The 12,422-nt window shown below is 60.7% G+C and carries 6 protein-coding genes and 1 pseudogene; 6 read left to right on the forward strand and 1 reads right to left on the reverse strand.

Going from position 1 to position 12,422, the window contains the following annotated elements; all coding sequences use genetic code 11:
* Positions 1-46 precede the first annotated feature (46 nt).
* The 5 genes and pseudogenes from FCS96_RS20300 to argA all read left to right on the forward strand — a co-directional run bounded on the left by FCS96_RS20300 (position 47) and on the right by argA (position 7,417).
* Positions 47-2,664, forward strand: a pseudogene (locus tag FCS96_RS20300) (phosphomannomutase/phosphoglucomutase).
* Between the two features lie 47 nt (positions 2,665-2,711).
* The gene (argB, locus tag FCS96_RS01625; protein ID WP_138438495.1) at positions 2,712-3,608 is read left to right on the forward strand and encodes an acetylglutamate kinase; all 897 of its coding nucleotides are present in this window, start codon (positions 2,712-2,714) and stop codon (positions 3,606-3,608) included.
* A gap of 24 nt (positions 3,609-3,632) precedes the next feature.
* Positions 3,633-4,883 (forward strand): acetylornithine deacetylase, encoded by a 1,251-nt coding sequence (locus FCS96_RS01630; RefSeq protein ID WP_138438496.1) that lies wholly within the window; start codon positions 3,633-3,635, stop codon positions 4,881-4,883.
* A 25-nt stretch (positions 4,884-4,908) separates the two neighbouring features.
* On the forward strand, positions 4,909-6,078 hold the full coding sequence (argE, locus tag FCS96_RS01635) for an acetylornithine deacetylase (RefSeq protein ID WP_138438497.1): 1,170 nt from the start codon (positions 4,909-4,911) through the stop codon (positions 6,076-6,078).
* A gap of 31 nt (positions 6,079-6,109) precedes the next feature.
* Positions 6,110-7,417, forward strand: coding sequence for an amino-acid N-acetyltransferase (argA, locus tag FCS96_RS01640; protein ID WP_138438498.1), 1,308 nt, complete (start codon positions 6,110-6,112; stop codon positions 7,415-7,417).
* On the opposite strand, the gene FCS96_RS01645 is transcribed toward argA, so the two are convergent.
* Positions 7,391-8,461, reverse strand: coding sequence for an aminopeptidase (locus FCS96_RS01645; protein ID WP_138438499.1), 1,071 nt, complete (start codon positions 8,459-8,461; stop codon positions 7,391-7,393). The genes argA and FCS96_RS01645 overlap by 27 nt on opposite strands.
* Before the next feature lie 170 nt (positions 8,462-8,631).
* On the opposite strand from FCS96_RS01645, the gene FCS96_RS01650 reads away from it, so the two are divergent.
* Positions 8,632-12,411: a DUF1631 family protein gene (locus tag FCS96_RS01650; protein ID WP_138438500.1), complete on the forward strand. Its 3,780-nt coding sequence runs from the start codon at positions 8,632-8,634 to the stop codon at positions 12,409-12,411.
* Positions 12,412-12,422 lie beyond the last annotated feature (11 nt).

The raw sequence follows: 12,422 nt of genomic DNA on the forward strand, positions 1-12,422 counted from the left end.
GCGCAACGTGCGAGTTCAGGATAAAAATACAACAGCAGGATGGATTATGAAGCTGGGTAAGAAAAAGACCGGCGACGCTTCCGGTGATGAAAAGCCCGCCAAGAATAACAAGAAGGCAGCCGCGGGCTCAAAGCTCAAAAAGCTGAATTCGGTGGCCGCCACTCAGGCACTCGTGGTGGTGCTGGCCGGGGTTCTGGCTGCGGTGCTGGTACATTTTCTGGTGGTCCAGCCAGCCGCAATCGAGCGGTTTGATGTCGAAAAGGCCATTGAGGCCGAGTCGGCGGCGCTGCGAATGAATCAGTATCTGTCACTGATGCAGGCCAGTGTAAATGGTCTGGCCGATCGACCGGACGTTATTGCCGCGGTGTCTGAACCCGGCGGTATCGTGGCCACCGAAGAGAGCCTGGCCAGTGCATTGCCGGGCATTCAGGGGGTGCATCTGTTCCCGTACCGGCAGATTCCCCGTACCGCCAACGAGCGGGGCGCGCTCGGATTCGCTGGTCTTGAACTGCTGCGGCGGGCGGAAAATGGTCAGCCGTTGCACCCGGATGCATTTCCGCGGGACAACCGCTGGCTGGTCCAGATGGCAACGCCGGTTCGCAATCCGGTCAGCAATGCGGTGATTGGCAGCCTGCTGGTGATCTTTGACGCTGCCCGCCTGCAGCCGCTGTTGCAGGTGGTCAACGCTGACCTCGGTGGCAAGCTGGAACTGACCCAGACTGTGGCCGGCACCACCCGTGCGATTGTCAGCCAGGGCAGCGGGTCCGGAGCGGCAGAAACCCGGTCATTGGCCAACCCCGACTGGTCGGTTGCCTACACCCCGGCTAAGGCGCCGACCGCGCCAGTGGACATCGTGATGATCGCCATGCTGGTCGGGGCACCGATCCTGCTGGCCGCCATTCTTGTATGGATTCTGCTCAGCCGTGCGCAACAGAGTATTCGCCAGGACGTTAGTGCCCTGATTCAATGGGCGCACAAGGTGTTCGGAGGCGACCGGGTCAAGCTGCCGTCGCTCCAATGGGACATGGTGGCGTCCACCGGTGAGGTTCTGCCCGGCTGTCCCAAGTGGTGGATAAGCGCGTGGCCAAGGCCCTGGAGATGGCGCGGCCGAAGAAATCGGCGGGTAGTAAGCAGCCGGTGGCGGCCGGCGACGACGAGCCCCTGTTTCAGGATAAGGACATGCCCGACATCGACATGCTCGACGGCGATGAGGACGTCCTCGGTTTTGGCGGCGACGACCTGCTGCCGGGCGGCGATAGCCTGGAAGTGAAAGAAACTCCCGAGCCGACGGTGGCGTTGTCCCCCGACATCTTCCGGGCCTATGACATTCGCGGCATCGTCGGCGATACCCTGTCCGCCGATGCGGTCCAGCTGATTGGTCGGGCCATTGGTTCCGAAGCCGTGAAACGTGGTATTGGCGCCCTGTGCATTGGTTATGACGGCCGCCATTCCAGCCCCGAACTGGCTAACGCTCTGGCCCGTGGTGTCATGGCAACCGGTTGCGATGTGATTCATGTCGGTGCTGTGCCCACGCCGGTGCTTTATTTTGCCACCCACGAGCTTCAGACCGGCTCCGGGGTGATGGTGACCGGCAGCCACAATCCGGCCAATTACAATGGCCTGAAGATCATGCTGGGCGGCGAAACCCTGTCCGGGGATGCCATCCAGAAACTGTACCAGCGAACCCAGGCTGCCGATTTTGCCAGTGGCCAGGGCGGTCAGTCGTCGGAAGACGTCCGTCGGGCCTACCTGGATCGAATCGTTGGCGATATAGCCGTGGCAGCCCCGCTGAAGGTGGTGGTGGATGCCGGTAATGGCATCGCTGGTGAGCTGGCACCGATGCTGGTCGAAGAGCTTGGCTGTGAAGTGGTGCCCCTGTACTGCGAGGTCGATGGCAATTTCCCGAATCACCACCCGGATCCGGGCAAGCCGGCAAACCTGGCCGACTTGATCGCTCGGGTAAAAGAAGAGAAGGCCGACATTGGCCTGGCGTTCGATGGCGACGGTGATCGCCTGGGGGTGGTCACCAACACCGGCAAGATCATCTGGCCGGATCGTTTGCTGATGCTGTTTGCCCGCGATGTGGTTTCGCGTAACCCGGGCGCCGATGTGCTCTATGACGTCAAATGCAGTCGGCGCCTGGCCGGAGTCATTTCAGAAGCTGGCGGTCGGCCGATCATGTGGAAAACCGGCCACTCGCTGATGAAGGCCAAGATGAAAGAGACCGGTGCTCAGTTGGCTGGTGAAATGAGTGGGCATATTTTCTTTGGCGAACGCTGGTACGGCTTTGATGATGGCCTGTATGCCGCAGCCCGCCTGCTGGAAATTCTCGGTATCGAAGACCGGCACAGCGACGAGGTGTTCGCCGACTTCCCCGAGGATGTCAGCACGCCGGAGCTAAATGTCGAAGTGACTGAGAGCAGCAAATTCGGGATTATTGAACGGCTGGGTCAGGACGGACAGTTTGGTGACGGCAATATCAGCACGATTGACGGCATCCGCGTGGATTACGCCGATGGCTGGGGGCTGTGCCGGGCGTCTAACACTACGCCGGTTCTGGTGCTGCGCTTCGAGGCGGAAACCGATGAGGGCCTGGAGCGGATCAAAGGTATCTTCCGGGAACAGTTGCAGAAGGCAGCCCCGGATATTGCAGCGGAGTTTTGACCGCTTTATATCGAACGTACTTAACCACGTATTTGGAAGGCAACAAAATGGCGTTGGATCGTGAAACAGCAATGCAGGTGGCTTCGGTTCTGAGTCGGGGTCTGCCATATATTCAGCGGTTTACCGGTAAGACCGTGGTGATCAAGTACGGCGGCAACGCCATGGAGAACGAAGACCTCAAGAGTAGCTTCGCCCGGGATGTAGTGTTGATGAAACTGGTCGGGATCAATCCCATCGTGGTACACGGCGGCGGCCCCCAGATTGGCGAGCTGCTGGAGCGCCTGAACATCAAGTCGCGGTTCGTGAACGGTATGCGGGTGACCGATTCCGAGACGATGGATGTGGTCGAAATGGTGCTCGGCGGCCAGGTGAACAAGGAAATCGTTTCCTTGATCAACGCCCAGGGTGGCACCGCCGTTGGCCTGACCGGTAAGGACGCCAATCTGATCCGGGCCCGCAAGCTGGAAGTGGTGGATCGGTCTCCGGAGCTGGAGCGCCCGGAAATCATCGATATTGGCCATGTCGGCGAGGTGGCCAGTGTCAACGTGGACGTGATCGACATGCTCACCCGCAGCAATGTGATCCCGGTAATCGCGCCCATCGGCGTCGGTCCGGATGGCGCCTCTTACAACATCAACGCCGATCTGGTGGCCGGTAAGGTTGCTGAGGCCATGAAGGCCGAGAAACTGATCCTGCTCACCAACGTGTCCGGGCTCAAGAGCAAGGAAGACAAGGTGCTCACCGGCCTGACCGCCCAGCAGGTCAATGATCTTATTGAAGACGGCACCATTCATGGCGGCATGCTGCCCAAGATTCGCTGTGCCCTGAACGCGGTCGAGAATGGAGTCCGGACTTCGCACATCATTGACGGCCGCGTGGCCCACGCCTGTTTGTTGGAGATCTTTACTGATGAGGGTGTCGGTACCCTGATTTCCCGCAATTAAACGCCTGGTACGAGGAGTCTGTGGATGAAGCGCCTGCTGAAACTGCTGGTTGTGCTCGGCCTGGGCGGCTTTGTGGTGTTCAAGGTCGGGGTCTGGTGGTTGACTGATCAGCGCCTGGGCGAGGTCCGGTCGGCTCTGGAGCCGTACGGCGTGATCGAGCGCGGTACCATCAGTTCGGGCGTCGACGGCCGGGTGGTGTTGTCCGGCAGCAGCTGGCAGGACTTCCGGTTGACCCGTCCCCTGGAAATTGGCCGCCTTGAGTTCGATGCCGGATCGCCCCTGGATCTGGCTTCGGCCCTGATGGATCCGGGCACATTGCCGGATAGCTGGATGCTAAGGGCCGACGGACTGGGGCTGGTGCTTGAGGCTACCATGTTTCGCAACTGGGTTACGGCCGAGGGCCAGAACGGCAGTGGTGAGCCCACACTGATGACCCTGTCCTGCGCGCCGGACCCCCGTCAGCAGTTGGGCAGTGGCGACCTGATGCGTATGGGGATCACCGCCCTGGGCGGTGAAGTCCTGATTCGGCAACACGCCGACGGTGTCTATGCCGAGCTCAACACGGCGGGCACCGGCAGCCTGGAGCTGGAATGGCCCGATGCCCGTATTGACGTGATTGACCCCGAGCGCGTGCTCGACAGCACCACTGAGGCGATGACCGTGACCCTGCGGGATGGTGGCTTGATGCGCCGGGTAGCTGCCTACTGTGCCCGTGAGGCGGGGCTGGAGCCATCGGCCTGGGCCGACCAGACTCTGACCGCCTTTCAACAGGGCCTCGAGGCCCGGGGCCTGAACGCCAGTCGGCAACTGCTGGCGCTGTATCGGCAATGGCTGCTGGAAGGCGGTGAAATGACGGTGGCCGTGCAGCCGCAGGCGCCCGCCTTCGGCATCCCGGTTGTGCCCGTGGGCGAAGAGCTTGAGGGTGCCGGCTGGATGGTGGCGTACAACGGCGCCACGGTGCCCGATGTGTTCCTGCGCGAGGCCGAGCCGGTGGTCGCAGAGCCTGGTCCGGGCGCTATTGAGCCCTTGGAGCAGCAGGAGAATCCGGAGGTGCAAGGGTGGTATGCTGCTTCGGTTGAGAATGCCAGTCAGTGGATAGGGCGCCAGGTTCGCGTCACCCTGTCCAATGACAACGTGGTTGAAGGTCGGCTGGTCAGTGTCAGCGAGCGCGAGCTTGAAGTCGCTCGGGTCGTGGCCGGCGGTGAAGTGGCGTATCCAATGCTGGCGCGTGCCATTACCGGTTTCGAGGTGTGGCGTCGCGGTCGCAAACAGTGACCCGGATTGGGTCCGAGGGGAGTGTATGTCGCAGTCTGAAGTGAATGTTGCGTCGGTGCCAGGCGTCAAGGACATGTTGACGCGTTTGATCTCCCTGCCTTCGATAAGCAGTGCCTCGGCCAAGTGGGATCACAGCAACGAAGCGGTGGTTCGGATCCTGGCAGAGTGGCTGGAGCCACTGGGCTTTGCCGTCGAAATCCTGGAAGTGCCGGGCATGCCCGGCAAGTTCAACCTGATTGCCACCCTGGGCAGTGGTCCAGGAGGGTTGGTGCTATCCGGTCACACCGACACGGTGCCCTACGACGACCAGCGCTGGACCAGTGATCCGTTCACCCTGACCGAGCGGGATGACCGCTGGTATGGTCTCGGCACCTGTGACATGAAAGGTTTTTTCGCCCTGGCGATTGAGGCGGCCCGAGAGTTCGCCGGTGCGCCCTTGAAGGAGCCCCTGATTCTGCTGGCGACCGCCGACGAGGAAAGCTCGATGAATGGGGCCCGGGCGCTCGCCGAGGCCGGTAAGCCCAAGGCCCGGTACGCGGTCATTGGCGAGCCTACCAGTCTGAAGCCGGTGCGCATGCATAAGGGCATCATGATGGAGCGCCTGAAATTCGAGGGCCAGTCTGGCCACTCCTCGAACCCGGCGCTCGGTCGCAATGCCCTGGAAGGGATGCACGAAGCCCTGTCTGAACTGCTGACTTTGCGTAGTCACTGGCAGGAACAGTACCGCAACCCGAACTTCGAGGTTCAGGTGCCAACCCTGAATCTCGGCTGCATTCACGGTGGCGATAACCCCAACCGCATCTGTGCCCAGTGCGAGCTGCATTTCGATCTGCGGCCGCTGCCAGGCATGGACATGGACAGCCTGCGTCAGGCCATTCTCAGCAAGGTTCGGCCGGTGGCCGAGCGCCGCGAGCTGTCCATGGAGTTCGAGCCGCTGTTCGATGGTGTGCCGGCCTTTGAGACGCCTGCCGACGCCGCCCTGGTCAAGGCCTGCGAAAAGCTGACCGGCCACACCGCACACGCAGTGGCCTTCGCTACTGAGGCACCCTGGCTCCAAAAACTGGGTCTGGAAACCCTGGTGATGGGCCCCGGCTCCATTGATCAGGCCCATCAGCCCGATGAGTACATTGAGCTGGCCCAGTTGGAACCGACGATTCGGATCCTGAAGGGTCTGATCAGACAATTCTGCTTGTAAACCGCTTGTAACGACTGACTTGGAGACCGGGTTGAAATCGAACGACTGGCTGCACGGATTCCGCCACTCATCCCCCTACATTAACGCCCATCGCGGCCGTACGGTGGTGTTGACCATCCCCGGAGATGCCATTGAACACGGCAACTTCATCAACATCATCCACGACATCGCCCTGTTGAGCAGTCTCGGGGTGCGATTGGTGGTGGCGTTTGGTGCCCGCCCACAGATCCAGACCCGCCTGGATGGCGCCGGTGCCGAGTCCTCGTTCGCCCAGGGCTTGCGAATCACCCCGCAGCAGCAACTGCCGATGGTGATGGAAGCCATTGGTGGTCTGCGCGCGTTCCTGGAAAGCCAGCTGTCCATGGGGTTGGTGAATTCCCCCATGCACAACGCCCGCATTCGGGTCAGCAGTGGCAACTATGTCGCGGCCCGCCCGGTGGGCGTGCTCGACGGCATTGATTTCGGCTATACCGGCCGGGTCCGCCGGGTGGACGTGGCCGGGATCGAGAAACTGCTGGAGCTGGGGCATATCGTGCTGCTGCCGCCTATGGGGTATTCGCCCACTGGCGACGCCTTCAACCTGTCCTACGAAGACGTTGGCAGCCAGGTGGCGGCGGCCTTGCAGGCTGAAAAGCTGCTGGTGTTCATCGACGACGAGGGTTTGCTGGAAGAAGACGGCAGCCTGATCCGTGAACTCTCCGCCCGACAGGCCTCCGAGCGACTGGCCGCCGGTGCCGTAACCGGTCACGACGCGGCGCTGCTGCGGGCCGCCTGCGACGCTTGTGTTAAAGGCGTGCGGCGTGCCCATATCATTAGCTATGTTAACGACGGTGCCCTACTGGAAGAAATGTTCACCCGGGATGGCTCGGGCACGCTGGTCAGCGGCGATAACTACGAACAGATCCGGCAGGCCCGGGTTGAAGACATCGGCGGTATCCTGGAGCTGATCCAGCCACTGGAAGAGCAGGGGGTGCTGGTACGCCGGTCCCGGGAAATGCTGGAAACCGAGATCGATCAGTTTGTGGTTGCGGAGCGGGACGGAACCATCGTCGGGTGCGCGGCCCTGTACAACTATCCGGACGAGCAGGCTGGTGAGCTTTCCTGCTTCGCGGTGAACCCGTCCTATCGCAGGGCCGGCCGCGGCGACGACATCCTGGCTATGGTTGAAAAGCTGGCGAAGGCACAGGGTATCCAGAACCTGTTCGTGCTAACAACTCAGACCGAACACTGGTTCCGGGAACGGGGCTTTCAGGTCTCGTCTGTACAGGCGCTGCCGGGCCCCAAGCTGGCATCCTACAACGCCCAGCGTAAATCAAAAGTCTTCGTCAAACCGCTCTGAAAGCGCCTCAAGGATCTGGTGACGCTCGCTGCGCGGGCGCTCGGACAAGGCCTCGGCTGCCTGATAAAAGGCAGGGAAATCGTGATTCAGCTCCTGCAGGAGCTGGCGGAAGCCAGGCACGTACTGGTTGTACTGCCGGAACAGGGCCAGGTTGGCATTGTTCAGGCTCGTTGGATTGGCACCGAACGGACCGGGTTGCTGCCATTGTTCGGAAAAGTCCAGGTAGGCCTGTACCAGTTCGCTCAACAATTCATTTTTGCGCTGGCGCAGGACCGCCACCGGTATCTGCCCTTGCTGCTGGTACAGGAATCCTAGCTCTTGGGTGGTTGCCCTCACCAGGGCCAGGGTCTGTTCCCGTTGCTGCAAGCGTTCCCGCGCACGCTCGAACACCTTGGGATTGCCGTTTTGCCGGGACCAGAGTTTCAGGCCTTCCAGCTCCACTGCGGTTGCAAAGCTTTCATTGAAGGTGGTGTCATTACTGATGTACAGCACTTGATGCGCCAGTTCATGGAATATCAGCGCCACCATCCGGCCGTTGCTCAGGTTGGTGAAACCGGAATGCAGGGGGTCGTCGAACCAGCCCAGGGTCGAATAGGCGGTGACGCCGCCAATGAAGGTGTCGTACTGGTCGTCGTCAAACTTGGCCTGTTCGCGCCGGGCGTCGTCCAGGCTGAAATAACCCCGATAGGCTTGGCATCCGAGGACCGGATAGCACCAGCGGTGGGGTTCGAGCGAGAATTCCCGTACCGCGACCAGGTTGACCACGACCCAGGGGTGATCAAGCGCAACATACTCGGAGTAGGCGTCACCAGAAGGCAGGCTCAGCGTGTCGCGGGCAAATCGCCGGGCCTGTTGGCTGGTTCTCAGCTTGGCTTTCAGTGCCGCCGAAGTGGTATCACGGGCAATCAACTGGTCCACCGGTTCGCCCGCCATCATCAGGGAAACATGGCCGGATACCGCCTGACTGTAATAGCCAATACTGGAACAACCGGAAACACCGGCTATAAGTAGTAATAGGAAGTAGATCTGACTAAGCTGTTTCATGGATCAAGATGTTATATTGGTAACGGTTGCCGGTTAGGACCAGGCCGGTATATTACAGACATGGTGCCCATAGTAGCAGGTGGCAATTGCCATCGTTTCCAGGGACGAAGGCCAGATGGGGCGGAAGCAATTGCTCTCTCGTTCTGGTTTTACGAATGATCAGGTAGTTAATGGATCCGAGAGAACGTCGCAGTAGTCCTCGTAAGCCCATCAAGCTGGCAGCCCAGATAGACCTGGGCAGGGGCGAAGCCTGGCCATGCCAGATTGCGGACTTCTGCGCCGAAGGTCTGTTTGTTCGCTATTCAGTCGAAACCTCACGCAAACTCGATCATGCCCTGACCGACGGTGATCCGGCCGAGCTGGTGGTGCGTTTCCGGAGTCTGGACGGTCGGAATCGCCACGAGTTACACGTCAGTATTGTCAGGCGCATTGATGGCGCCATGGGCGTTCACTTCACCCGCTCCGCGCCCGAGGCGGTTGACGCCATGTTGCAGCAGTGGGGTGGCTCCCGGGATCAGGATCGCGCCTCGCTGAAGGCACCCAATGACCGGGTCCAGTATGTCCTGCACCAATCTGCCAAGGCCGTAATCCAGTTTATCGAACCCTTGATGGACGACTGTTTTGGCAAGATGGTCGAGGGCCTGAAACAAGCCGCCCAGCGAGCTCCTAACGACCAGCAGGCCAACGAATTCATGGATGCCTCAGGCCAGCTTCAGGGGCGTCAGAAGGTCATCTGGCACCAGATGGCACGTACCCTTGAATCACCGTTGAAGCCGGCTCCGAAAGGCTTTCCCGGCTCGGAACTGTCGGTGGTGGATAAAGGTGAGTTCGAAGACTGGTTGACCATTCGGGTCATGGTGACCAAGGCCGACACTCAGTTCCGCGGCGACTTGCTGCAGTTGAAATTGCGGCTCGACAAACTCGGCATTGCCAACAGCACTGGCCATCACAATCCGCTGGGGCCGTCCCTGGTCTGTGAAGCCTTCCACAGCGGGCTGAGTCAGCTGAAGGCGTCCCGCGAGGTCGAGAAAGTCTGCCTGAAGGTGTTTGAAAAAACCGTGCTGCAGCAGTTGGGGCCGCTGTACCAGGAGCTCAACAACATCCTGATTCGTCACGGTGTGTTGCCTGACCTGGACCTGAGCAAATACTTGAGCGATCAGGCCACCACCTCCGCAGAGTCGGGGCCGGCGCCGGCCGCCAAGGCCGGGCCAAAGCCAGCCGCTCAGGAACAGGAGGAGGCCCAGCGCGCCGAGAAGAGCGCCGAGAAAGGCGCCCAGCGGCCAAAGCCAAAACCCGCTCCTTATCGGGGCAGTCGCAGCGGCGGTGAATTTCGCAGTTACGCCCAGGCGGCACAAACCGCCTTTGCCACGGTCCGCAACCTGCTGAGCACGCTGACGGCCAGCCGAATCTCGCGCGGGGACCCGGAACCCGTACCTTTCCCGGTTAACGCCCGGCCGCTGTCCAGTGGCGAACTGCAACGGGAGCTTCAGCAGCTTCAGGTGGCGGCCATAGAAGCCTCGTCAGCCGAGACTACCCTCAAGGAACGGGTGGTGGAGAAGGTTCGGGCCAGTGGCGACAGCAAACTGGACGAGGAGCAGCAGGGCACCCTGGATGTTGTTGATCGGTTTTTCCGGTCGGTGGTGGAAAGCCCGAAACTGAGCGAATATGCCCAGGAGCGTATCCGGCAGCTGGAAGTACCCGTGCTCAAGGTAGTGATGCGGGACCCGGCGTTCTTTGACGATATGGATAGCCCGGTACGGGGGGTGATGAACCGGCTGGCTCAGCTCGGGGCCAAAGGTGGTCGCATCAATCCCGTGGTACAGCGTCGGGTTGACGAACTGATCCAGCGCATTGCGACGGAATTCGAACAGGACACTGGGGTGTTCGAACAAACAGTTCAGGAACTCGATTCCCTCATTGACCGCCAGAACCTGGTTTACCGGCGCAATGTTGAGCGGGTAGCTGCCGCTGCGGAAGGCGCCCAGAAGGTGGCAGAGTCCAAGCAGGCGGTTGCCCAGGTGCTGGATGAAAGGCTCGCCGGTCGCAAGGTGCCGAAGGCAGTGCTAAGCCTGCTTGATGGCGGTTGGCGCGACCTGCTGTCGCTGACCTGGATCCGACAGGGTCCGGACAGCCAGCTTTGGCACGATTATCTGACGGTGATCGATTCGCTGCTGTCGTTTGCCGCGGATCCGGACAACACCCTGAATCTGCCGGAATTACTGAGGGTGATTCAGGATGGCCTGTCGTCGATTTCCAGCAATCACCTACCGTCGTCGCAGATTCGTGATGAGCTGAAGCAATTCCTGGTGCGCAGCCCGGAAAAGGCGCCCGATCTGGTTGAAGTACCGCCGGCGAAGCCCGAGCAGAAGACCGACAAGGTGTTGTCGGAGCGCGAGCAACGTAGCCTGCAGCGCTGGATCAGTCGGGCGCAGAAGTTGCGGACCGGCGATTGGCTTCGGGATCAGGATAACCCCGACGAGCCCCAGTACATCCGCCTGGTGTGGATTGCCCGCGGGTTTAGCCGGTTCGTATTCGTGAACCATCAGGGTATGCGGGTGGTGGAACTGGAGCTTGAAGCCTTGGCCCGCCACATGCGCAAGGGCATCATCGTGCCGGACAACCAGTACGAACGGCCGCTGGTGGATGAAAGTATCGATCGGATGGTGCGCAAGGTCTACGACCAGTTGTCCTGGGCCTCAACCCACGATGAACTGACCGGGCTGCTCGGGCGACGTGAATTCGAACGTATGCTGGAGCAGCAACTGGCCCGCCGTGAGGACGAGCGCACGCTGGTTCGGCTGGACCTGCGCCGGTTTCGCCTGCTCAACGATACCGCCGGCTATCAGGCCGGGGACGCAACCCTTAAGCAGGTTGCTGAACTGCTTGGTCGTGCGGTGGAAGACGGCATGCCGCTGGCGCGTCTCGCCGGTAACGAATTTGCCCTGCTGGTTCCCGCTGAGCACGCCCTGCAGACCGCCCGCGATCTGATCAAATCGGTGGAAGCGGCGGAGTTTGTGTTTGATGGCAGGACCTACCGGCTGTCGGCCAGTGCCGGGGTGGTGCCGGAGTTGCCGGGCCTTATTAGTGCCGAGCGTTGGTTGCGGGCCTCCGAGCAGGCGCTGGCTGCGGCCAAACAGGACGGTCACGGCAAAGTGAGCGAGTACGCTCTGGATCCGGACGACCAGTCACGGCAGGAACAGATTGCCGCCAAGGTGGCGGGGCTCAGCGATCTCAACGAAGAGCGTATGCTGTTGCGCTGCCAGAAAATCATTCCGCTGCATGCCCAGGCTGCCATGGCGCCTCAGTATGAGGTGCTGATCAGTATGTACGATGACACCGGCAACCTGATCACCGGCCGTGATTTTGTGCGGATGGCCGAACGGTATGACCGGATGCAGGCGGTGGATCGCTGGGTGGTCGGCCACATGCTGGACTGGTTGCGCGAACGGGCGCCGGATCCCCGTCATATGGGCGGCATCTGTATCAACCTGTCGGGTCACTCCCTGAACGACCAATCGCTACTGGAGTTCATCTACGAAAAACTGAGTGAGAAAGACGCGCCGATCGAGCGGCTCTGGTTCGAGCTGACGGAAGCCTCCGCCATCAACGATGTCGAGGCCTTTGCTGACTTCATGCTGGAAATGAAGGAATTGGGGTGTCGCTTCTGCCTGGGTAATTTCGGCAGCGGTCCCAGCTCGTTTCAGTTCATGCGGTCGTTGCCGGTGGATCTGATCAAGATCGACGGTTCGTTTACCAGCCAGCTCAGCACCAGTGAAACCGACCGCGCCATGGTTAAGTCCATGGTTGAAATGGCTCACTACATGAAGCGGGAAGTGATTGCCTCTCAGGTTGAATCCCGCGACATCCTCGATATGCTGACTGAGCTGGGCGTTGATTACGCTCAGGGCTTCGTGGTGGAAAAACCCCGATTGCTCACCAGTCTCATCTGATTTTCGGACCC

Source organism: Marinobacter alexandrii, from assembly GCF_005871205.1.
In the GTDB taxonomy this organism is placed as follows: domain Bacteria; phylum Pseudomonadota; class Gammaproteobacteria; order Pseudomonadales; family Oleiphilaceae; genus Marinobacter; species Marinobacter alexandrii.